Origin of the sequence: Pseudidiomarina sp. WS423, assembly GCF_050750165.1 — a bacterium.
Classification (GTDB): Bacteria; Pseudomonadota; Gammaproteobacteria; order Enterobacterales; family Alteromonadaceae; genus Pseudidiomarina; species Pseudidiomarina fusca.
The window spans coordinates 46,913-69,659 of record NZ_JBOJLN010000003.1 but is presented as its reverse complement, the minus strand read 5'-3'; the positions used below and the strand labels follow the sequence as shown (position 1 = coordinate 69,659).

Annotated in this window: 17 protein-coding genes, 1 other RNA gene and 1 pseudogene; 2 read left to right on the top strand and 17 right to left on the bottom strand. The window is 52.7% G+C overall.

All coding sequences use genetic code 11. The annotated features are described in order from the left end of the window. Positions 1-55 precede the first annotated feature (55 nt). The 15 genes from ftsZ to mraZ form a co-directional block, all read right to left on the bottom strand. A complete protein-coding gene (ftsZ, locus tag ACQ661_RS04615) occupies positions 56-1,276 on the bottom strand; it encodes a cell division protein FtsZ (protein WP_110075948.1) in 1,221 nt (406 codons plus the stop codon). Between the two features lie 64 nt (positions 1,277-1,340). Then, on the bottom strand, positions 1,341-2,573 hold the full coding sequence (gene ftsA / locus ACQ661_RS04610) for a cell division protein FtsA (RefSeq protein WP_110075949.1): 1,233 nt from the start codon (positions 2,571-2,573) through the stop codon (positions 1,341-1,343). Positions 2,574-2,579: 6 nt separating this feature from the next. After that, positions 2,580-3,326, bottom strand: coding sequence for a cell division protein FtsQ/DivIB (locus ACQ661_RS04605; protein WP_257119922.1), 747 nt, complete (start codon positions 3,324-3,326; stop codon positions 2,580-2,582). 1 nt (position 3,327) lies between these two features. Continuing rightward, on the bottom strand, positions 3,328-4,242 hold the full coding sequence (locus ACQ661_RS04600) for a D-alanine--D-alanine ligase (protein WP_162014528.1): 915 nt from the start codon (positions 4,240-4,242) through the stop codon (positions 3,328-3,330). Between the two features lie 4 nt (positions 4,243-4,246). Then, positions 4,247-5,752, bottom strand: coding sequence for a UDP-N-acetylmuramate--L-alanine ligase (gene murC, locus ACQ661_RS04595; RefSeq protein WP_431667735.1), 1,506 nt, complete (start codon positions 5,750-5,752; stop codon positions 4,247-4,249). Beyond that, positions 5,749-6,858 carry an undecaprenyldiphospho-muramoylpentapeptide beta-N-acetylglucosaminyltransferase gene (gene murG, locus ACQ661_RS04590; RefSeq protein WP_431667734.1) on the bottom strand — a complete coding sequence of 370 codons (1,110 nt, stop codon included), beginning with the start codon at positions 6,856-6,858 and terminating at the stop codon, positions 5,749-5,751. Before murG ends, murC begins: the two co-directional genes overlap by 4 nt. Next, positions 6,855-8,117, bottom strand: coding sequence for a cell division protein FtsW (gene ftsW / locus ACQ661_RS04585; protein ID WP_313932879.1), 1,263 nt, complete (start codon positions 8,115-8,117; stop codon positions 6,855-6,857). The genes murG and ftsW overlap by 4 nt, the downstream gene beginning before the upstream one ends. Beyond that, positions 8,110-9,495 (bottom strand): UDP-N-acetylmuramoyl-L-alanine--D-glutamate ligase, encoded by a 1,386-nt coding sequence (murD, locus tag ACQ661_RS04580; protein WP_431667733.1) that lies wholly within the window; start codon positions 9,493-9,495, stop codon positions 8,110-8,112. The genes ftsW and murD overlap by 8 nt, the downstream gene beginning before the upstream one ends. Positions 9,496-9,560: 65 nt before the next feature. Next, on the bottom strand, positions 9,561-10,643 hold the full coding sequence (gene mraY / locus ACQ661_RS04575) for a phospho-N-acetylmuramoyl-pentapeptide-transferase (RefSeq protein ID WP_110075954.1): 1,083 nt from the start codon (positions 10,641-10,643) through the stop codon (positions 9,561-9,563). Continuing rightward, positions 10,637-12,100, bottom strand: a complete 1,464-nt coding sequence (locus ACQ661_RS04570; protein WP_153826429.1) for a UDP-N-acetylmuramoyl-tripeptide--D-alanyl-D-alanine ligase — start codon at positions 12,098-12,100, stop codon at positions 10,637-10,639. The genes mraY and ACQ661_RS04570 overlap by 7 nt, the downstream gene beginning before the upstream one ends. Next, the gene (gene murE / locus ACQ661_RS04565; RefSeq protein ID WP_313932876.1) at positions 12,097-13,566 is read right to left on the bottom strand and encodes a UDP-N-acetylmuramoyl-L-alanyl-D-glutamate--2,6-diaminopimelate ligase; all 1,470 of its coding nucleotides are present in this window, start codon (positions 13,564-13,566) and stop codon (positions 12,097-12,099) included. Before murE ends, ACQ661_RS04570 begins: the two co-directional genes overlap by 4 nt. Next, positions 13,566-15,335, bottom strand: a complete 1,770-nt coding sequence (locus ACQ661_RS04560) for a peptidoglycan D,D-transpeptidase FtsI family protein (protein ID WP_431667732.1) — start codon at positions 15,333-15,335, stop codon at positions 13,566-13,568. The genes murE and ACQ661_RS04560 overlap by 1 nt, the downstream gene beginning before the upstream one ends. Then, entirely contained in the window at positions 15,326-15,643 is a 318-nt protein-coding gene (gene ftsL / locus ACQ661_RS04555; protein ID WP_110075958.1) for a cell division protein FtsL, read from the bottom strand. Before ftsL ends, ACQ661_RS04560 begins: the two co-directional genes overlap by 10 nt. Beyond that, on the bottom strand, positions 15,633-16,583 hold the full coding sequence (gene rsmH, locus ACQ661_RS04550; protein ID WP_313932874.1) for a 16S rRNA (cytosine(1402)-N(4))-methyltransferase RsmH: 951 nt from the start codon (positions 16,581-16,583) through the stop codon (positions 15,633-15,635). Before rsmH ends, ftsL begins: the two co-directional genes overlap by 11 nt. Next, positions 16,583-17,041 (bottom strand): division/cell wall cluster transcriptional repressor MraZ, encoded by a 459-nt coding sequence (gene mraZ / locus ACQ661_RS04545; RefSeq protein WP_110075960.1) that lies wholly within the window; start codon positions 17,039-17,041, stop codon positions 16,583-16,585. Before mraZ ends, rsmH begins: the two co-directional genes overlap by 1 nt. Before the next feature lie 193 nt (positions 17,042-17,234). On the opposite strand from mraZ, the pseudogene ACQ661_RS04540 reads away from it, so the two are divergent. Then, a pseudogene (locus ACQ661_RS04540) lies at positions 17,235-19,397 on the top strand (putative bifunctional diguanylate cyclase/phosphodiesterase); the annotation flags it as partial. Positions 19,398-19,498: 101 nt separating this feature from the next. Here the strand turns inward: ACQ661_RS04540 and rnpB are convergent. Further along, an RNA gene (gene rnpB / locus ACQ661_RS04535) (RNase P RNA component class A) lies at positions 19,499-19,860 on the bottom strand. A gap of 11 nt (positions 19,861-19,871) precedes the next feature. Further along, positions 19,872-20,720 carry a 16S rRNA (cytidine(1402)-2'-O)-methyltransferase gene (gene rsmI / locus ACQ661_RS04530; protein WP_431667731.1) on the bottom strand — a complete coding sequence of 283 codons (849 nt, stop codon included), beginning with the start codon at positions 20,718-20,720 and terminating at the stop codon, positions 19,872-19,874. A 117-nt stretch (positions 20,721-20,837) separates the two neighbouring features. Between rsmI and ACQ661_RS04525 the strand changes: the two genes are divergently transcribed. After that, positions 20,838-22,727, top strand: coding sequence for a penicillin-binding protein activator (locus ACQ661_RS04525; RefSeq protein WP_431667730.1), 1,890 nt, complete (start codon positions 20,838-20,840; stop codon positions 22,725-22,727). The last annotated feature ends 20 nt before the right edge of the window (positions 22,728-22,747 follow it).

Sequence of the window (22,747 nt, the reverse complement as noted above, 5' to 3'; positions counted from 1 at the left end):
CAAAAGGCGCAATAGTTTATCAAAACACCGCTAACATCACAATATTGTGTGATTATTAGTCGACCTGACGACGTAAAAACGCTGGAATATCTAAATAATCCATATCGTTACGTTGCGAGCCTTGTGGCTTAGCTGCAGGCTTAGTTGCTTGCGGCTCTACCAGCTCTTGCTCTTCTTCGTCGAGTTCTTGGTCAAACTTTGGTGCTGTCGCACCGCCATAACCCGCAGTGCGGTTAGGCGTGGTTCGAGAACCGTAAGTAGGACGCTCTTCGGTTTTCGGCTTAGTTACAATCGAGATATCTGGCTTACGCTCACCGCCAATCCCCGTTGCAACTACAGTCACCCGCAACTCATCAGACATATCCATGTCGATTACAGTTCCGACAATCACTGTGGCGTTTTCAGAGACAAAGCCCTTCACGATATTACCCACAGTTTCAAACTCTTCCATGCTCAGATCCATGCCGGCGGTGATGTTCAACAACACGCCACGTGCACCTGACAGGTCGATGTCTTCCAATAACGGACTGTTAATGGCCATTTCTGCGGCTTCAGACGCACGGTCTTCACCACTTGCGATACCGGTACCCATCATAGCGGTACCCATTTCGCGCATCACTGTACGTACGTCAGCAAAGTCCACATTGATCAAACCGTCGCGGGTAATCAAATCAGAGATGCCTTGTACCGCACCTAACAAGACGTTATTGGCTTCTGCAAAAGCGGCCAGCAACGACGTTGATTTACCTAATACTTTCAACAGCTTTTCGTTAGGAATGGTGATGAGCGAGTCAACATGACGGGCTAATTGTGCAATCCCTTCGTTCGCTGCAGCCATCCGTCGATTACCCTCAAACGGAAACGGCTTGGTCACCACGGCAACGGTCAAAATGCCCAGCTCTTTCGCAACTTCTGCGACTACTGGCGCTGCACCCGTACCGGTACCACCGCCCATACCTGCGGCAATAAATACCATGTCGGCGCCTTCGAGCTTAGCGCGAATTTCTTCACGCGCTTCTTCGGCTGCCTGACGGCCAATTTCTGGGTTGGCCCCGGCACCTAGACCTTTGGTAATTTCAGCACCTAACTGAATGGTACCGTAGGTATTATTATTGCGTAATGCTTGCGCATCTGTATTGGCAATTAAAAACTCAACACCCTCAATCGAGTTTTGAATCATGTGTTTAACGGCGTTACCACCGCCACCACCAACGCCAATGACTTTAATCACTGCGTCAGTATCAAAGTTGTCGACTACTTCGAATACATCTGACATGTTTGTTCTCCTGTTACCTGCTTATTGTACTACCCCATAAACTTCATTGAAAACATTGTTTTGATTAAAACTCGCCTTTTAACCAACTTACTAGGCGCTTACCAATGCCAATGACATTGGTGCTACTCTTTTCTTGTTGTTGACGCTGCATATCGGCAGCACCATAGCGCAATAATCCTACCGCTGTTGCATAGGTAGGATCTTGCACGTAATCACTTAATCCTTGCATCCCTAACGGCTCGCCTAAGCGTACCGGCATTTGGAAAATTTCTTCGGCAAATTCGATGGCGCCTTCCATGCGGCCGCAGCCTCCAGTTAAGACAATGCCAGCGGCAATCTGTTCATCTAGCCCGCTTTTGGTGATTTCGTCACGAATCAACTCAAACAGTTCTTGATAGCGTGGCTCCACCACCTCGGCCAAGATATGCCGCTCCATGCTACGCGCTGGACGCCCACCCACTGACGGTACTTCAATGTGCTCGTCTTTGTTCACCATCTGGCGCAGCGCACACGCGTATTTGGTTTTGATTTCTTCGGCGTGATTCAGCGGGGTGCGGAAGATCTTGGCAATATCGCTGGTCACTTGATTACCTGCAGCAGGGATGACCGCCGTGTGACGCAAGACGCCACCGGTATAGATACAGATATCTATGGTGCCCGCGCCCATATCCACTAGCGCTACGCCTAGATCTTTTTCGTCTTCGGTAAGCACTGAGGTACTTGAGGCTAGCGCTGAAAACACCAAGCAATCGACGCTTAAACTACAGCGTTCAACTGCCTTCACGATGTTCTTGGCCATGTCGTTGGCACAGGTAATGATATGCACCCGTGCTTCCATACGTACCCCTGACATGCCAATAGGGCTTTTGATGCTCTCTTGTGAATCGATGATAAATTCTTGCGGTAACACGTGCAGAATGCGGCGCTCTTGCGCTATAGGCACAGATTTAGCCGCATGAATCACCGCATCGACGTCGTCTTGGGTTACTTCGGCTTCGTTAATCGGCACCATGCCCGATTCATTCTGACAGGCGATATGGCGCCCCGAAATATTCAGATATACCGAGGCCACGCGACAGTCCGCCATCAACTCAGCTTCTTCGATGGCTCGCTGCACCGACTGCACCACCAGATTAAGGTCGTTCACGCCCCCTTTATCCATGCCTCGGGCAGCGGCTGCACCAACGCCAATCACACTGATTTCGCCGTCTGGCATCACTTCGCCAATCAGCGTCACCACTTTGCTGGTGCCGATATCTAACCCTACAACCATGTTCCGCTCTGCTGCTTTCGACATGTTATGTCACTCTCTTTCTTGTTTCTCTGTTGGTTGTTTCCAGCCTACGGCCACACCTGTGTCGTAGCGCAAATCTACATATGCTATTGGGGTTGCCCGTTGGCGCACAATCTGCGGAAATAAATCAATAAACCGCTGCACTCGTTCAACGATGGCTTCACGCCCCAGCCGGAGGGTAATACCCGCCAGCAAATCTACTTCTACCGAAAACCTTTCACTGAGCCGTAAGGCTGTTACTTGGTGACCATTAATCTTCAATAATTCATGCACTTGCTGATAATATTCAAGAGTCTCTAAAACAGCGTTCTCGGGCCCCTCAAAGTAAGGCAACAGCACTTCAATGCGGCTTACATCAGCCTCAAATACCCTGCCTTTGGTACTCACTAAGGCATTCGGGCGCTGCTTTGCATTCCAATACCCCAAGGGTTGCCGCTCGACAATAAACACTTGCAACACATCCGGCCATTCTTTGCGCACCGACGCCTGTTCTACCCACGGCATCTGCTCTAAGCGCTGCCGAATCTCGTTCACATCGGCGGAGAAAAAACTCCCCAGCGGTTCGCCCGTTAATAGGGCGCGCACATCGCTACGCTCCAAATACACCAACTCACCCTGCACCACCAGCTTGTTAATAGGTACTTGGTTGGCATCCATGGCCAGATAGTACAACCAAATAGCGCCAGCTAGGGTGGCCATGACTACGCTGGTAAAAAAGCTCAAGCCTAGCCAAAACTGCCAGCGGATTGCCGCCACCTTACACCTCGCTGTGTTGCAAAATGCTCAGCACCAGTTGCTCAAAACTCAGGCCCGTTGCTTTCGCTGCCATCGGCACCAAACTCTTGGTGGTCATGCCGGGCACCATGTTGGCCTCAAGTAGCTTGTAGTGACCTTGTGCGTCGCACATCACATCAATACGGCCCCAACCGCGCCCGCCAACGGCCTGAAACGCACTGTAAGCCAATTGGCCGAGAGCACGCTCTTCTAATTCGCATAACCCCGCGGGACAATGGTACTGGGTATCCGTAGCTTGGTACTTAGCCGCATAATCATAAAATTCGTGGGTGGTCTGGAGCCGAATCGCCGGCAACGCCGTATCACCCAAAATAGCTACGGTGTACTCTGGCCCAGCCAACCAAGCTTCTACCAAGGCTTCGTCATCGTACTGATGAGCTTGGGCTAAGGCGTTCGTGAGCTCTGCCACTGAACTAGCAGAACCCATGCCAATGCTTGACCCTTCTTGGGCTGGTTTCACCATCACTTTGCCGCCCAACTCTTCCAATAACCCGGCGACGTCGACAGCCTGCTCACGACGTACCACGGCGCTTGCTGCTACTGGTAGTCCCGCACCTTGCCAGACGCGCTTGGTGCGTACTTTATCCATGGCTAGGGCGCAGCCCAACACCCCGCTGCCAGTGTAGGGGATATTTAGATACTGCAGTGCACCTTGCACCGCACCATCTTCACCGCCACGCCCATGCAGCGCGATAAAAGCGCGCTGAAAGCCTTGGCTGACCAGTTCGGTGAGCGGCTGCTCAGCCGGATCGAAACCGTGCGCATCCACTCCTTGACTCTGCAACGCGGCTAACACGGCGGCTCCAGAACGCAACGACACCTCGCGCTCGGCTGAATGTCCACCCATTAATACCGCAACTTTACCAAACTGTTTCACCGTTTTAGGCTCCTTTATCCTGTGACTGCTGCTCAGTAGCTGCCCGCTGACGTAACGCGGCCGGCTGTAGTTGCGTCGCAGCCAAATCACGAGCAATAGCGCCGATATTACCGGCACCTTGAGCTAGCATTAAATCGCCCGGCTGCAAAATATCGGCCAACACTTGATAGAGTTGAGTTCGATCGCCAACATAAATAGGTTCCATCTGCCCACGCGTCCGTAAGGCTCGTGCTAAGGCTTTGCTATCGGCGCCGTTGATGGCAGCCTCGCCAGCGCTATAAACGTCCAGTAATAGCAACACATCCACTTGCCCTAACACCTGTACAAAATCATCAAACAAATCCCGAGTACGAGAATAGCGATGGGGCTGAAACGCCATCACAATGCGCCGCTCAGGCCAACCGGCGCGGGCCGCCGCAATGGTGACGGCAACTTCAGATGGGTGGTGGCCGTAATCATCCACCAGCAACACATCGCCTGCGCTTTCTGCCACCTCGAACTGGCCCAAATGCTGGAAGCGGCGGCCAATGCCGCCAAACTTGTTTAACGCGCTCACAATCGCACTGTCGGCAACCCCTTCATCGGTGGCCACGGCAATGGCTGCCAACGCATTCAAGGCGTTGTGCTGGCCTGGTAGATTCAGCCGAATCTGCAACGGCTGACGGCCGGCACGATGTACAGTAAATTCGGTTTGCCCGCCCTGCTGGCGATAATCGCTACCGCGCACATCAGCATCCTGGCTAAAGCCATAGGTAATCATATGGCGGCCTATTCTTGGCAGTAACTCACGTACCACAGGGTCGTCCACGCACATCACCGCGAGACCATAGAACGGCAGGTTGTGCAAAAATTCCACATAGGTATCCAACAGCTTATTAAAATCACCGCCATAGGTATCCATGTGGTCGGCTTCGATGTTGGTTACGACCGAGACCATCGGCTGCAAATGCAAGAACGAGGCATCAGATTCGTCGGCTTCAGCAATTAAGTATTTACTGGTGCCCAGTCGGGCATTGGTGCCAGCGCTGTTAAGCAAACCGCCAATAACAAAGGTTGGATCTAGCTCGGCCTCGGCAAATATACTGGCAATTAAGCTGGTTGTGGTGGTTTTACCGTGGGTGCCAGCAATCGCGACTCCATGGCGAAACCGCATCAGCTCGGCGAGCATCTCGGCCCGTCGCACCTGTGGAATAAACTGCTGTTGCGCTGCCACTAACTCGGGGTTGCTCGCTGCTATGGCAGATGACACCACAATCACATCAGCGCCTTGCACATGTTCGGCGGCATGCCCCAAAAATACTTGCGCACCAAAGTGACGCAAGCGCTGGGTTACCGCATTTTCTGCTAAATCTGAGCCGGTGATCTGATAGCCTTGATGCAATAGCACTTCGGCAATACCGCCCATACCCGCGCCACCGATACCAACAAAGTGGATGCGTTTGACCCGCCGCATGGCCGGCACCTTCACGTGTGCGGACGGGATGCTGTTAGCAGTTACTTGCTCTGTCATAACCTATTGCCTGCTGTTAATTGTTCTGGATTGGCCCAGCGTTCACACTGATTCACAACCGCTTCGGTTGCATCTACGCGGGCTAAGCTAGCTGCCTGTTGGCGCATCTGCTGACGCACCTCCGGTTGGCTAAGCAACTCTTCTAACAGAGCCACTAGCGGACTAACTTGCTGTAATTGGGGTTGCGGTAGCAACCTTGCTGCGCCTATGCTCACCAACTCATTGGCGTTCGCCGTTTGATGATCATCAACGGCATGGGGCAAGGGCACAAAAATCGCGGGTGTTGCTAGTACCGCAAGTTCAGCCACGGTCAAAGCGCCAGCACGACAAATCACCACCGTCGCCTGTTGGTAGGCGCTGTGCATATCTTCAATGAATTCTTGTACTTGCACCTCGGCTAGCGGCAGCGCCTGATAGGCCTGCTGCACCGCCGCCGTTTGCTGCGCGCCGCACTGATGCTGTACCTGCAGTTGCTGCAATAGCGCTACTGGTAACTGCGCTAGCGCTGCCGGCACACTTTGGTTCAGCGCTTGAGCGCCCAGACTGCCGCCCACGATCAGTAATCGCAACGGTTGTTCGGTTGGGTTGGCACTTGCGTGGGGCTGCGCCCACTGGGCCCGCAATGGGTTGCCAGTAACCTCGGCCCCCGGAAGTTGCTGTTTCGCAGCAGCAAAGCCCACCATCACATGTTGTGCCATCCGCGCCAGTAATTTGTTGGTGAGTCCGGCCACCGCATTCTGTTCATGCACCAGTAAAGGAATACCCAAACTGCGTGCAGCCACACCGGCTGGCCCACACACGTACCCACCAAAGGTAAGTAACAACTGGCTTTGATGCTTGCGCAACAGTTTGCGACTTTGCCGTACCGCCTTAAACAAGCGCCATGGCGTCATCAGTTTGCGTAGCAAGCCATGCCCGCGCATGCCTTGCATATCAATTTGCTCTAGGGTGAACCCAGCCGCAGGAACAACTTTGGCCTCAAGCCGCTGTTCCGTGGTGCCCAACCACACCACTTGCCAGCCGTAACTACGCAGCTTTTCTGCAACAGCGAGGGCCGGAAACACGTGACCACCGGTACCGGCAGCAGCAATCATCACTTTGTTCATGCTTGGCCTCCTAGTTTAGTGTTAACTCGCCGTGGTGCCACTTTGATTTGGCTGACCCGATATTCGTAATCAATTCGCATCAACAAGCCCAGCGCTACGCAGCTGATCAATAGACTGGTACCACCGTAACTGACCAAAGGTAAGGTTAAGCCCTTGGTGGGCAACAGACCGGCCGCCGCACCAATGTTAACCATCGCCTGAAAGGCAAACCAGATACCGATGCCGTAAGCGACAAAACCGCCAAACTGCTGATTCACTTGTAATGCGGCGCGACCTAGCTGCAACGCGCGTAACACCAGCGCAAAGGCCAACACCAAAATCACCAGAATACCGATAAAGCCAAGCTCTTCGCCGACCACGGCCATAATAAAATCGGTATGGGCCTCGGGCAGGTATTGTAACTTTTGAATGCTATTGCCCAAGCCTTGGCCAAACCAGTCACCACGGCCAAAGGCCATCAGGGATTGAGTTAACTGATAGCCGCTACCAAAGGGGTCCTGCCACGGATCTAAAAAGCTCACGATGCGCCGCATTCGATACGGCGTTTGAATGATCAGCAAGGTGATCACCACGGCAAAGGTGATCAAGATGGCGAAGAACTGCCACAACCTAGCGCCAGCTAAAAATAGCATGCCCACCACAATCGCAGTCATCACTACCAAGGAACCAAAGTCTGGCTGCATCAGCAACAAGCCTGCAAACAACGCCAGCACGATCAATGGCTTAATAAAACCACGTAAGTTTTCTTGCACCTGGTCCACACGTCGGGTCAGGTAACTTGCGATATAGAGCACAAAAAATAGCTTGGCGATTTCAGCTACCTGCAGGGTTAGCGGACCGATTTTAATCCAGCGTTTGGCGCCATTTACTTCGTGCCCAATCACGCTAACCAACACCAGCAGGGCCATGGCCAACAACAACAGTAAGCCACTGCCGTTATACCACCAGCGCACCGGCACTTGCACACAGATCACCAATAAGGCCAAGCCTAACAGCACGTAAATGGCGTGGCGCGTAACAAAATGAAACGGATTACCAGTAAGCCGTTCGCCAACCGGAAACGACGCTGAGCTCACCATCACTAAGCCGATGGCGATGAGGCAGAACGCCAGCCATAACAGCACTCGGTCGTACAATACCGTCGGCTGTGGCAACCACCATTGCCAGGCTCGTTGCGCCCATTGCCGCCATACCGCTTCAGCGCGGTCGGGCATGGGTAGCTCGAGTTGTTGTTCAGTGCGTGCTGGAGTGTCAGCCATAATAGGCCTCCACGGCGGCACGGAACATATCACCGCGTTGCTGATAATTGTTGAACATATCTAAACTGGCACATGCAGGCGATAACAGCACCATGCTGCCAGGCGTTGCCAAAGAGGCAGCCACGGCCACCGCTTGGGTTAAATCTTTGACCCGCTCCGCATGGTCTACTTGTTGCGCGATGCGCTCGGCATCTTTGCCTAGCACGATTAGGTGATCTACTTGCGCTAAAGCAGGTTTAAAGGCACTAAAATCGGCGCCTTTACCATCGCCGCCAGCAATCAAAATCAACTTGCCACTAACGCTAGCGCGCAGGCCCTGAATAGCCGCCTCGGCAGCCCCAATGTTAGTGGCTTTAGAATCATTCACCCAGCGCACACCCTGCTGGTCAGCTACCAGTTCACAGCGATGGGCGAGGCCACGGAACTGCTTCACCGTCGCTAACGCTGCCGTTGGTTTTACCCCAACCAGCTCGGCCAAGGCCAAAGCCGCTTGCACATTCAGCAAATTATGAATGCCGCTTAAGGCCAATTCATGGGCTGCCACTAACGGTTTGCCTTGATACGCCAGCCACAAGCCATCCGCTTGGCGCAGCAAACCAAACTGCGCATGGGTTAGATCGCCAATGCCATCGGCTAAGCCCGTATCGGCCCCAAAAGTACGCTGACGACTAGGCGGGATATACACGGGCGCCGTAAGTTCTTGCTCACGGTTCCATACCGCTACGTCTGCATTTAAGTAGATGCGTTGTTTAGCATGGGAGTAGTCGTGTAGGCTGTGGTACCTATCCATATGGTCGTCGCTGACATTGAGGATGGTAGCGCCGCGTAACGGCAACTGTTGCATCAACTCTAACTGAAAGCTGGACAGCTCTAGCACATAAATGTTGGCTGGTTGTGCCAGCAAATCCAATACCGGAATACCAATATTACCGCCCATGGCGACGGCCATGCCTTGCTCCGCCAAAATATCATGCAGCAACTGGGTAACGGTCGATTTTCCATTAGAGCCAGTAATGCCTAACATTACCGGGGCAGCGTCTGGTGCGGCAGCCCAATGCAGCGCCAACAAATCCATGTCACCGATGATTGGAATGGCTGCATCTGCGGCTAATTGCAGTACCGGCATACGCAAATCAATACCGGGGCTGACAATCAGTAAATCCATACCCAAGATATGTTCCACCTGCAGCGGCCCAGTATGTAATTCTAAAGGAGCTGGCGTGGGCGGTAACTGGGCCACGCCGGGTGGTTGCTCGCGAGTATCGAACAGCACCGGTTGAACGCCCTGACTTAGCAAGTAACGCACCACCGACAGCCCGGTTTGGCCGAGGCCAACCACTGCGATGTTTTGATACTTATCTAAACTTGCTAAGTGCATGAATATTTCCTAAGTTGTGCGTAATAACTGCTGCTGGCTAGTGGCTCTAAGCCCCCTAAGCCCCATTAGCGGAGCTTTAAGGTCGCCAAGCCAATCAACACAAAAACCAACGATAAAATCCAAAAACGAACAATCACCCGCGGCTCTGGCCAACCTTTGAGCTCATAGTGATGATGAATAGGTGCCATCCGGAATACCCGCTTACCACGCAGCTTGTAGCTACCTACCTGCAACATCACAGAGACGGTTTCCATCACAAACACCCCACCCATGATAAGCAGCACCAACTCTTGGCGTACTAACACGGCAATGACGCCCAAGGCAGCACCTAACGCCAGCGAGCCCACGTCACCCATAAACACCATGGCGGGATAAGTGTTAAACCATAAGAAGCCAAGCCCGGCACCAAAAATGGCGGTACAGACAATCAGTAACTCGCCCGACAGTGGCAAGAAAGGAATATTCAAATAAGCTGCAAAGTTGGCGTTACCTGAGGCGTAAGCGAAAATCCCCAGTGCCCCAGCCACCATAATGGTAGGCACAATAGCAAGACCATCAAGACCATCGGTAAGGTTAACCGCATTGCTCGTACCGACTATCACAAAGTACGCCAACAACACGTACAGCAACCCTAATTGCGGCATGACATCTTTAAAGAAAGGCACCAACAGTTGGGTTTCAGCACCCAATGTAGCATGGGCATAAAGCACCACAGCCGCGACTGTAGCGATGAGCGATTGCCAAAAATACTTCCATTTAGCCGGCAGCCCACGTGAGTTTTTCTGCACCACTTTGCGGTAGTCATCAACAAAGCCAACCAAGCCAAAGCCTAGCACCACCCCCAACACCACTTGCACGTAGCGATTACTGAGGTCTGCCCACAATAACGTTGAAACCACAATAGAGGCGATAATCAGCACCCCGCCCATGGTTGGGGTACCGGTTTTACTCAAATGTGATTGCGGACCATCATCACGTACCGCTTGCCCTACTTGCAGCCGCTGCAACGCGCGAATCAGCGCCGGCCCCATCCACAACGAGATCAGTAACGCGGTAAGCACGCTCAAAATGGCGCGCATGGTTAAATACGAGAACACGTTAAAGAAGGTCGCGTATTGGGTTAGGTATTCAGCAAGCCACACTAGCATGCAGATGATTCCTCTTGATTATCGCTTGAGCTCGGCGCCAGCTGAGTTTGTAGCGCTTGGATAACTTTCTCCATGCGCGCACTGCGCGAGCCTTTAACTAAAATGGTTAGGGGCTGAGTCTGCTCTGCCGCAATCACCTCAAGTAAGGCGTTAATAACCTCGTTATGAGTGGAAAAATGACGACCACCACGGCCATTGAACAGGCTACTGGCACTTTGACTAAGCACGCCCACAGTGAACAATTTGTCGATTCCTGCCGTAATTGCGTAGGCCCCAATTTCTTCATGGTACTGGCGTGCTTGTTGACCAAGCTCACCCATATCGCCTAACACCATCACCCGTTGGCCCGGGTACACGGCGAGCATATCTAACGCAGCTTTGACTGAGCCCACATTGGCGTTGTAACTGTCATCAATCAGTTGCAACTGTGGGTTCACCGGGATGACTTGCAGGCGCCCGGCAACCGCTTGCTGTTGCCCTAAGGCGGCTTGCACATCAGCCAGCGCACAACCTACCTCAAGCGCGGCCCGGATGGCTACCAGTGCATTGTCAACGTTATGTAAACCTGGCAAGTTCAGCTGAATACGAGCACTCGCTTGGCCTAACTGGCGACAAGTCAGGGTAAAAGCAGCACAACCACGGCTATCTAACTCGATGTCCGTAGCTACCACATCGGGGCCCTGTTGGGCAGTGGCGTGCTCCGCACGGCCAAAGGTTTCGTGCCGACGGTCGGCCAATTGTTGCGCCCAGCCCTCGGCAAATTCAGAATGATACGGCGTAAGCGCTAAGCCATCTGCAGCTAAACCGCGAAAGATCTCAGATTTAGCCACGTAGACACCATGAATACCGCCAAAACCTTCCACATGGGCCGGTGCTACGTTATTGATGATGGCTACATCAGGTTGGGTTAAGCCAACGGTGTAGGCAATTTCGCCCTGATGATTCGCACCTAGTTCGATCACCGCAAATTGGTGCTCTGGTTCTAATCGCAACAGCGTTAGTGGCGCCCCGATGTCGTTGTTGAAATTGCCCGCGGTAGCTAGCACTTTGCCACGTTGTGCCAAGATCGCTGCTAGCATCTCTTTGACGGTGGTTTTGCCACTGCTGCCGGTAATAGCGATGGTTTTGGGTGCGACTGCGGCTTTGACCGCGGCCCCCAATTGGCCGAGCGCATAGCGTGTATCGCTGACGACAATTTGCGGCACCGGCAAGGGTTGGCCATCAGAGCTTTGCAACGGATGGTCTACCAGCACGGCTACTGCGCCAGCGGCGATGGCTTGCTCCACCAGCTGGTGGGCATCAAAATTGGGGCCCTTCAAGGCAATAAATAAGCTCCCCGGCGCTAAGGTACGGGTGTCTGTACTTACTTGATCTAGTTCTAAGTGGCCGTTGCTGGTATCACCTACCAGCTCGCCCGCTACCGCAGCCTTGAGCCAAGCTAGATTCACTCGAATCATGCCAACACCTCCGCCACCCAAGCGCGTTCGTTGTATGGCAAATATTCACGGCCAATGATTTGATAATCCTCATGACCTTTACCAGCCACCAGAATCACGTCATCGGCACCGGCTTGGGCAATGGTTGTTGCCACCGCTTCAGCTCGGCCCATCAATACCTGCACCCGCTGTTGGCGCGGCATGCCAGCTAAAATATCTTGTACAATTTGGGCGGGGTCTTCGGTGCGTGGATTATCATCGGTCACCACCACGCGGTCGGCAAGTTCAGCAGCAACGGCACCCATTTGTGGGCGCTTACCGCGGTCGCGATCACCACCACAGCCAAACACACACCACAGCTGTCCCCGACAGTGACGGCGCAAGGCTGTCAGCACTTGCTGTAACGCATCTGGAGTATGAGCGTAATCGACAATCACCAAGGGCTTACCTTGGCTACCACCAAAGACTTCCATCCGGCCCGGCACCGCGTGTAAGCCAGCACATGCCTTAGCGATGGCGCTGAGGTCATGGCCGAGGCTAGCCACCGCGGCCATGGCTGCTAGTAGGTTGTAAACATTAAAATGGCCTAGTAACGGGGATTGCACCGGTAGACTGACGACCTCGGTCGTGCCAGGTAACCGTGCTTGTACAGTAAAATCGGTGCCAGCCTGAGCATAACCAATCTGGGTTGCCCATAGACTGCGTTCAGCGCTTTGAGGATTTAAACTGAAGCGCCAGCTATCTTGGCGATCAGGCAACCATGCCGCCACCGCGGCATCATCAGCATTTAATACCGCATGGCGGGTATCTAGTTCGGTAAATAAGCGCCGCTTAGCTCCAGCGTAATTGCTCATGGTGCCATGATAATCAAGATGATCGCGACTGATATTGGTGGCTACGCCTACCGCAAACTGAATCGCCTCAACGCGACATTGCACCAAAGCATGAGAGGATACTTCCATCGCCACCGCTTGCGCACCTTCAGCTTGCAACACCCGCAACCGTTGCTGTACCGCAATCGCATCGGGGGTGGTGTGCGTTTCTGGCAACAGTTTGCCACTAAAGCCACTGCCGGTGGTACCAATCACCCCACAGCGTACACCCAGCGCATCTAGCAGCTGCGCCACTAAGTAGGTGACCGAGGTTTTACCATTGGTTCCGGTCACCCCGACCACTTGCAGGTGCTGAGCAGGCTCGCCAAAAAAGCGCGCTGCGATAAAAGAGAGTTGATTTTTTAAGCCGGGCACTTCAATCACCCAGGCGCGCCCACGCGGTTGCATCCCTACCGACTCAGACTCGGTAAGCACGACCACGGCGCCGGCCTCAATAGCAGCATCGATATAATCACGCCCATCAACTTGATAACCCGGCACCGCAACAAAGGCATCGCCACTGGCTACTTGTCGCGAGTCTAGCTTTAACCCGCCAATCTGCAAGGCTGGCAAGGGCAATGGATAATTTGGCAATAAGCTGACTAACTCAATCATTAGTTACTCCTTGCTCGCAAGAATTCAGGCACGTCCACCCACCCAGCGGCCTTTAATTGGGTATCTTGTAAATGATCTGGGGTGATGTTCAGCATCCGTAACGCATCGCCAACAATCTCCGCAAACACGGGGGCAGATACTTGGCTACCGTAATACTCATCTCCACTAGGTTCGTTAATAGTCACGACGACGGCTAAGCGTGGATTGCTGACCGGCGCGACCCCAGCAAACAGCGTCACGTATTCATCGCCATAACCGCCCGCCACGGCTTTCCGAGTAGTCCCGGTTTTACCGGCCACGCGATAGCCTCTCACCCGAGCACGTTCACCAGAACCGTTGGCTACCACACTTTCAAGCATGGCTAACACCGTATCAGCGGTTTCTTTACTGATCACTTGTTCGCCTACGGGCGTACCTTCGCGTCGCTGAATGGTGAGCGGATAGCGCACGCCGCCATTACCGATAATGGCGTACATTTGTGCCAGCTGTAGGGTGGTCACAGTTAAACCATAGCCGTAGGACAAGGTTGCCACTTCAAAATCCGACCAACGCTGGCGGCCTTGCAATACCCCAAAGCTCTCGCCCAACATAGCGACCCCAGTATCGTTACCAAACCCAACCGCGGCATAAGTATCAAGCATGTTGTCGATACCTGTTTGCAGAGCAATTTTGGCGGTACCTACGTTGCTTGAGGTTTCTAAAATTTCAGTAATGGTTAACGGCCCACGATTTTTCGGGTCGCTTACACGGCGGCCACCAATGCGCAACCAGCCGGGGCTGGTGTCAATCACTTGATTAGGTTTAATCACCCCATGTTCGAGTGCCGCAATCACTGCTAAGGGCTTCACCGTTGAGCCTGGTTCGTAGGCATCGGTGATAGCACGGTTACGCAACCGGTGTGGTTGCGCATCGGCACGGTTATTGGGGTTGTAGGACGGGCTGTTGACCATAGCGAGTACTTCGCCGGTTGTTATATCCAGAATCACCGCAGATCCCGAAGTGGCTTGGTGATAGCGCACGGCCTTTTTAACTTCGGCGTAAGCCAATGCTTGTAAGCGTTGGTCAATACTTAGGGTGAGTTGCTGGGGTTGTTGCGCAGCGGTAACGCTAATTTCTTCAACAACCCGTCCTGCTGCATCCTTGCGATACAAACGTTCACCAGGCACGCCGGTAAGCACCTGATTGTAAATAGCCTCTAAGCCTTCAATGCCCAGCCCATCGATGTCCGTAAAGCCAACCACATGGGCGGCGATTTCGCCAGCGGGATAAAAGCGCCGTGATTCAGTTTTAAGATAAACTCCGGGGATGCCTAACTGTCTGACAAACTCAGCTACGCCGGGCGTAACTTTGCGCTCTAAGTAGACAAAACGGCGGTTCGGATCAGCGACCTTAGCCATCAAACTATCAGCATCGGTACGAAAAACTTCGGCTAACGCTAACCAACGCTCGCGGTTATCTAGGCCATGTCCCTCGTGCACGCGTTGGGGGTCTGCCCACACGGTTTGCACCGGCACGCTCACGGCTAGTTCGCGGCCATTGCGATCCATGATTGAACCCCTTTGCACCGTGGTGGTATCAGCCCGCAATGAGCGCCGATCGCCTTCAAAAATTAACCGTTCAGGTTCTACCACCTGAATGTAAGCGGCGCGCGCCACCAAACTGCCAAACACCAGTACCACAACCAATAAGGCAAAGTAAAAGCGCCCCGAGCTTAAATGGGGTTGCGCTTTTTTCAGTACACGCCGATTGCCTTTCGAGGTTAATGCCATGGTACTAGCACCTCCTCATCTGCTTGTGGACGCACCATTTCTAGCTGTTGCACGGCAATTCGCTCCACCCGACTGTGCTCAGTTAGGGTGTTTTGTTCAATCTGTAAATGGCGCCATTCAATATCTATTTGATCACGCTCAGAGAGCAGTTGGTCGCGCTCGGTAACCAGTAAACGATGGCCGTGGGCGACATAAATTACTGCTAATGCGCTAGCTACAAGCGCTAAAAACAGCAACACCAGCAACAAGTGCTGGCGCAAATCATCCACAATAACCATCGATAAAGCTGGTACCCGGCTAGCTTTCATAATCTAACCTCGCGGCAATACGAAGCACTGAACTCCGTGCTCTGGGGTTGGCTTTGATTTCTGCGGCCGAAGGCTTGATGGCTTTACCTACCAAGCGTAAGGTTTGGCCGCGATCAAAATCGGCATCCCGAATAGGTAGGTTGGCAGGAATCGCTTTGCCTTGAGCTTGGGCCCGCATAAACCGCTTCACCAACCGGTCTTCTAAACTATGAAAACTGATCACAGCCAAGCGACCATCAACTTTTAAGCCACCTACAGCCGCAGTAAGCGCTTGCTCAATTTCGTCGAGTTCGCCGTTAATATGAATTCGTATGCCCTGGAAACTGCGTGTTGCCGGGTGCTTATGTTTGTCTTTAAAAGGAACCGCGGCGGCGATTAACTCAGCCAGCTCGCGCGTGGTGGTTAAGGGCTGCTGCTCGCGTTGTTTCACGATCGCTTGGGCAATGCGCCAGGCAAATCGTTCTTCGCCATATTCGCGCAGCACAAAAGCGATCTCATCGGCACTAGCCGCTGCCAAAAATTCAGCTGCGGTGATGCCTTGGGTGGTATCCATGCGCATATCTAATGGCCCTTCGCGCATAAAGCTAAAGCCACGTTCAGCGTCATCTAATTGTGGGGAAGACACGCCTAAATCGAATAAAATACCGTCGAGCTGCCCACGCAATTGCTGCGCATCTAGCACCTCGCTAAGCTGTGAGAATGGGGTGTGGATAATGGTAAAGCGCGGATCTTGTTGTAACGCAGCCGCAGCGGCAATCGCAGTGGGGTCGCGATCGAGGGCGAAGAGCCGGCCGTTACTGTTTAATTGAGCCAGAATTGCACGCGAATGCCCACCTCGCCCGAAGGTGGCATCTAAATAGGTTCCGTCTGGTTTGATGGCAAGAGCATCGAGAGACTCTTGTAACAACACCGAGACGTGTTGTGCAGCTTCTGTTGTCATTATAATGAGAAGTCTTGTAGTCGATCGTTCAGAATGATGTCGTCTTGTTGCTCGGCTTGCATATCTGCCGCTATTTGCTCTTGCCACGCAGCCTCAGACCAAAGTTCAAACTTATTGAGCTGACCAATAATCATGATCTTTTTACTCAGATCCGCATGTTGACGCAGGGTTGGTGCAATCAAAATACGGCCGTTTTTATCCATTTGGCAATCTTCGGCATGGCCCAGCAATAGCCGCTGGAGACGACGCTCGGCGGGGTTCATGTTAGATAGAGTCGTAAGCTTCTGTTCAATCAACTGCCACTGTGGCAACGGATACAACAACAAACAGGGTTGCTTTATATCGATGGTGCAAACCATTTGCCCGTCGCAATCCAACAGCAGGCTCTTGCGATACTTTGCTGGTATCGCCAGTCGGCCTTTGTCATCTAGACTGAGTGCTGCTGCGCCACGAAACATGATAAATGATCCACTTTTTCCCACAAATCCCCACAATGTGACAGTCTAGGTGCCGATCTTTCTACCTGTCAAGGGAAATTACAGAGTTTTAACCCCTGCGCCAGGGGTTGACGCTTGGCAGTTTGCATAGCATCATGCAAAAATCCTATATAGTTCAGCGCATAACAATTAGAATATGCTGGCTTAAATCCTTATGAAGCAGATAGACCTTGTGAATTACCCAGATCGGCTCAGTGTGCAGTCTGAGCGTTGGCGATTATTGCGGTATTTGGTAGTGGTGCTCTTTATTGCATCCGCTCTGCTTTATGCTGTCTATTTGGTGGTTGATAGCGAGCGCCAGCAACAACTTGAAGTAGAAAAGCGCCGCGCCGCTGAACATTTAAGTAGTATGCGCGGGCAAATCGAACAACGCCTACAAGCCAATATCCTCGCACTACGCGCCTTACGCCCCGAAATCCTCTGGCAAGACACGCCAGACCGGGTGCGAGTACAGCGCATCATGGATGAGTTTTTAGGATCCGACCTAGATATCATGCATCTCGCCTTGGCGCCGGACTTAACCGTACGCTTTATTTATCCCGTTGAAGGTAACCAAAGTCTGCTCGGTTTTAATTATCGCCTCGCCACCGAGCAATACAGCGGTATTTTGCGCGCTATCGCAGCTAAAGATATGGTGGTATCAGGGCCGTTACAGCTGGTGCAAGGACAATCGGCGCTGCTGGCACGTATGCCTATTTTTCATGACGACCGCCGCTTATGGGGCGTTGCTACGTTAGCTATTGATCACAATCACCTGCTTGAACAAGTAGAGTTCTATCGGCATCCTAACTACGAATTTGCCCTGCGCCATCTCAATCTGGCTAGCTTAGACCAAGATGTCGCGCAAGAACCAGCGTTTGCCGGCAATAACGATGTCTTTACCAACGATCCTATTCTTACTGAAGTACAGTTTCCGCGCGGGCGCTGGCAGTTAGCGGCGTTTCCACGAGATGGCAGTTGGGTTGCTACCAATGTCGATTTTTGGCTGCACTGGGCGATTGGGATTGGCTTAACCGCCGTGATTTTGATGGCCTTTTTAATGTTGGTGTTCACCCAGCATCGATTACGCGGCGCCATTACTACCATTGCCTATCAAGCCAGGTACGATGGCTTAACCGATTTACCAAATCGTAATTTCTTTCAAGAACAGCTAGGCGCAGCAGTTCGCTCAGCACTGCGCCATGAACAGAAATTTGCGCTATTGGTGCTAGATTTAGACCATCTGCGTGAAATCAATGACGTGCTCGGGCATGACGTAGGTAACGCCCTACTACAACGAGTGGCAGAGCGGATTCGTACCAGTATTCGTGAAGACGATTTATTGGCGCGTATTGGTGGCGATGAATTTGCGATTGTACTGCGAGACTTAAACGACCCCAGCGAAGCTGAAATTCGTGCCACAGCTATCATGAATGATTTGCTGCACACCTTGGATATTGAGCATAACCACATCAATATGACCACCAGCACCGGTATCGCTATGTTCCCGCACGATGGCCAAGAAGTGCAGCAGCTGATTAAACATGCTGAACTCGCCATGTATGCGGCCAAGCAAGCGGGCGCCATGAGTGTGCACTTTTTTGATGAACAACTACGGCAAAGTACCGAACGCGATATTAATCTGCATCACCAAATCATCAAAGGCATCGAAGCAGAACAGTTTGAGGTGCATTATCAGCCGGTGATTGAAACCGAAACCGGCTTGTTGACCCGCTGTGAAGCTTTGATTCGTTGGACCCATCCGGAACGCGGCGCCATATCACCGGCTGAGTTTATTCCAATTGCCGAAAAGACCGGTGCCATCATTGGTCTTGGTGCGTTTGTGCTGAGCCAAGTACTCCGCGACTGGAAGAAAATGCATGCCGCCGGTTTAGATTTGTCTATTGCACTGAACCGCTCGCCGCGTGAATTTAACGACCGCCAAGCGGCTAGCCATTGGCTCAACATGATTGCCGCAGCGGATGTGCCTACCAACCGGCTGATGTTTGAGATCACTGAATCTATGTTGATGCGCAACAAAGAGCGACAGTTTGCCAACTTGCGGAAGTTACGTGATGCCGGCGTAAGCTTGGCCATCGACGACTTCGGCACCGGTTATTCCAGCTTAAACTATTTGCGTTCGTACCCGATTGATGTGATTAAAATCGACCGTAGTTTCTTGCATAGCGTGCCCGAACAAAGCCAACAGACGGCCTTAGTAGAGGTGTTGATAAGAATTGCGCACACCTTGAATATGAAGGTGGTTGCTGAAGGGGTTGAAACGGCTGAGCAAGTGGGCTTTTTACAACGCCAGCGCTGCCATTTACAGCAAGGCTTTTTCTATGGTCGCGCGATGCCGCTCAACCAGTTCATTACCTTTACCCAGAATTTTAACCGCGACGTGCTTAACCGCAATGCTGAAACCAGCGCGGAGAATGAGGTGGGAGCCAGCCGATAAGCCGGGTTCTGTCGAGGACAATCATTCGTCTAGCCACTGAGTCACCTCAGCGTTCAAGCAGTCTACCCGGGTTCAACGCGGGCCGCGCCAATGAACCCCTATTTGACCTTGCTCCGGGTGGAGTTTACCGTGCCACGAACTGTTACCAGCCGCGCGGTGCGCTCTTACCGCACCCTTTCACCCTTACCTGATCCTGCCTTAGCAGGCCATCGGCGGTTTGCTCTCTGTTGCACTAGTCGTCGGCTTGCGCCGCCCAGGCGTTACCTGGCACCCTGCCCTATGGAGCCCGGACTTTCCTCCCCCTGTATGTAAACACACAGGCAGCGATTGTCTGGCTGACTCCCGGCGGGCATTCTACTGGTTATCTTGCTCGAGCGCCAGCTGATACAAATTGTTTTTGCGCGCCCCATGAATTTCTGCGGCTAAGGCGGCGGCTTTCTTCAGCGGTAGGTGCTCTCGCAACAGGGCTAGCGTACGCAGCGCTTGCGGCGTAACATCGTCCTCAGCGACAGCGGCTGCACCGGCCAAGACTAACACCATCTCACCGCGCTGTTGGTTACTATCAGCCAGTACTTGCGCCTGCACCTCTGCAATACTGCCGTGCAAGTAGGTCTCGAAGGTTTTGGTGAGCTCGCGGCCCAACACCAACTGACGTTCACTGCCAAATTCGCTGATAAAATCCGCCAAACAATCGACAATTCGGTGCGGTGACTCGTAGAACACCAAGGTGCGAGTGTCGCTTAGGAGCCCTTGCAAACGCTTTCGGCGTTGCTGTGGCTTGGCTGGTAAAAAACCTTCAAACGCAAATCGATCTGTGGGCAGTCCCGCCGCTGACAGGGCAGTCACAAAAGCACAGGCACCGGGTAGCGCCACTATCTTGATACCGGCAGCGCGACATTGTTGCACTAGGACATAGCCAGGATCACTAATTAACGGGGTTCCGGCATCGCTGATCAAGGCAATCGACTGGCCTTGTAATAGCCGTTCTACCACCTGTTCCGCTCGTTGGCGTTCGTTATGCTCATGCAAGGCAAACAACTCATTGCGAATCCCTAAGTGCTGCAATAATTGCCCACTATGACGGGTATCTTCGGCGGCAATGGCGTCTACTGCACGCAAGGTTTGCACACTGCGCTCAGTGATATCGGCTAAATTACCAATAGGTGTTGGTACTATGTATAAACAGCCGTTACTGTCACTCATGTAAACCCCTTGTAAATTACTCTTAGCGTAGGCGAAGGATGGATGTTGTAAGTTGTACCAGCAAGCCCCTCGGTTTATAGTAGAGGCCATTTAAGATATCAGCTAAAGGACGCTATTGTGCCAAAGAAGTTACTCCTGTGCATGGTTATTATTGGCTTAACTGCCTGTGCCAGTGGTCCATCACCTAGCACCAGCGATAGCACTGTGCCTATCTCATCGACTCCTGTGCTGCAGGATATTCCGTCGGCAGCCAATCGCAGCGCGGCAGAGTGGTTAGAACGCGCTGCTGCCAGTAGCGGTAGCGAGCGCTCCGATGCCCTGTTACAGGCGGCGTTGCAATTGCAAAAAGACGATGCTTGGCAAGCTAGTGCCGCAGTTATTGCTCAGCTACAACGGTATCAGTCAGAGTTATCCCTTAGCGCGCCACAACAACGCTTCCTAACCTTGTTAGAAGCTCGTTTTGCTGCCCATCAACAACGCTGGCCTTACGTTGATGCGTTACTGAAGCCCCTACTACAGCCACGGCAAACAACCGACTATAGGATGCAAACCTTAGAGCTGGCATTAACGAGCGCCATTGCCCAGCGCCGCTGGGTGATTGCCGCCGAGTTACAATTACAATTATTAGAGCAGCCGCAATACCAAGCCAGTGCCGGACAGATCTGGGCAGTGCTGCAACATTTACCTGAACCCGCCGCGATTCAGCCACCAGCTGGTGGTTTTCGTAATAAAGTCACGGCCGGTTGGTTACGCTTAGTGCAGCATATTCACGCCAGTGCCATCGATGTCAATGACACTAGTGATGAGACCGGTAGCCAAGTCTCTTTGTTGACCCATTTACAGCAATGGCAAGCAGAGTTTGCTGATCACCCAGCTACGGCGGTTGCGAACGAATTAATGAGCGATTATCAGGCGGGTCTGCAACGGGCGAACTTGGGCCAGCAACAAGCTATAGTGCTGTTGCCGTTAAGCGGGCAATATCGTAGCCAAGGGCAAGCGGTACGCGATGGGATCGTGAAAGCCTTAGCCGCGCAGCCGCAGCTGTCGGCGCGCTTTATTGATAGCAATGGCTTTGATTTTTCTACTTTACCGGGGCTGTTAGAAACCAGCCAAACCGACCTCATTATTGGGCCCCTGTTAAAAGACAAAGTGGCAGAAATGAGTAAGCTAGAGCTGCCTAAACAGCTACGCTGGCTTACCCTGAACGAACTTGAACAAGGCCTGGATAACCGTTTGCCAGGACAAAGCTTTTTTGCCTTAGATACAGAAACAGAAGTGCGCCAAGCAGCCGCACATATTGCCGCCCAAGGCTTTAAGCAGCCGTTGGTGTTGGCGCCGGCCACAAATCGCGGCGAGCAACTGGCGAATGAATTCGCTCAAGCTTGGCTGGAGGCTCAGCCTGACCAAGTAGAGGCCGGCCAAGGTCGCTACACCAACACGGAAGAAATGAAAACAGCGGTACAAGACCAATTAGGCGTCACCACCAGTGAAGCGCGCATTTGGCAAGTGAAAATTGCCGCAGGTAAAATCATCGTCGATAGCCAATACCGCAGCCGCGCCGATATTGATGCCATCTACTTGGTGGGTGGGATTGAACAAACGCGCTTGTTAAAGCCCTTTATTGATGTGAATATTTCGCCCTTTATGCAGGCGATTCCTGTGTATGCTAACTCTTCTAGCCACACCTTAAATAACGATTTGAGTGAAAACGACCTCAACGGCGTGCATTTTACCGACGCGGAATGGTTGATTCCTGGGCATGCCCAGCAACAACAGCTACAGCAGCTGCTCAGCCAACGTTCTGATTGGGGCTATAGTCACGCTCGTCTTGCGGCGTTTGGCCACGATGCGGTGCTATTGGCGCAGCAATTAAGCCTATTACAACGAGTACCTGGACTATCTCTTACTGGTTTAACCGGACGCTTGCATATCGACCAAGGTCGCGTACAACGTGATTTGGCTTGGGCCAGCTACCAAGGCCATGAGGTGATTGCCGATAACGACTAACAGCGCTTTGGCGCTAAGGA

What these genes read in the sequence shown, in the direction of transcription:
- ftsA (WP_110075949.1), bottom strand. Translation starts at nt 2,573, where the DNA reads ATGTCGAAAGCAGCAGAGCGGAACATGGTTGTAGGGTTAGATATCGGC.
- murC (WP_431667735.1), bottom strand. Translation starts at nt 5,752, where the DNA reads ATGACAGAGCAAGTAACTGCTAACAGCATCCCGTCCGCACACGTGAAG.
- ACQ661_RS04570 (WP_153826429.1), bottom strand. Translation starts at nt 12,100, where the DNA reads ATGATTCGAGTGAATCTAGCTTGGCTCAAGGCTGCGGTAGCGGGCGAG.
- ftsL (WP_110075958.1), bottom strand. Translation starts at nt 15,643, where the DNA reads ATGAAAGCTAGCCGGGTACCAGCTTTATCGATGGTTATTGTGGATGAT.
- mraZ (WP_110075960.1), bottom strand. Translation starts at nt 17,041, where the DNA reads ATGTTTCGTGGCGCAGCAGCACTCAGTCTAGATGACAAAGGCCGACTG.
- rsmH (WP_313932874.1), bottom strand. Translation starts at nt 16,583, where the DNA reads ATGACAACAGAAGCTGCACAACACGTCTCGGTGTTGTTACAAGAGTCT.
- murG (WP_431667734.1), bottom strand. Translation starts at nt 6,858, where the DNA reads ATGAACAAAGTGATGATTGCTGCTGCCGGTACCGGTGGTCACGTGTTT.
- ACQ661_RS04560 (WP_431667732.1), bottom strand. Translation starts at nt 15,335, where the DNA reads ATGGCATTAACCTCGAAAGGCAATCGGCGTGTACTGAAAAAAGCGCAA.
- mraY (WP_110075954.1), bottom strand. Translation starts at nt 10,643, where the DNA reads ATGCTAGTGTGGCTTGCTGAATACCTAACCCAATACGCGACCTTCTTT.
- murE (WP_313932876.1), bottom strand. Translation starts at nt 13,566, where the DNA reads ATGATTGAGTTAGTCAGCTTATTGCCAAATTATCCATTGCCCTTGCCA.
- ftsZ (WP_110075948.1), bottom strand. Translation starts at nt 1,276, where the DNA reads ATGTCAGATGTATTCGAAGTAGTCGACAACTTTGATACTGACGCAGTG.
- ftsW (WP_313932879.1), bottom strand. Translation starts at nt 8,117, where the DNA reads ATGGCTGACACTCCAGCACGCACTGAACAACAACTCGAGCTACCCATG.
- rsmI (WP_431667731.1), bottom strand. Translation starts at nt 20,720, where the DNA reads ATGAGTGACAGTAACGGCTGTTTATACATAGTACCAACACCTATTGGT.
- murD (WP_431667733.1), bottom strand. Translation starts at nt 9,495, where the DNA reads ATGCACTTAGCAAGTTTAGATAAGTATCAAAACATCGCAGTGGTTGGC.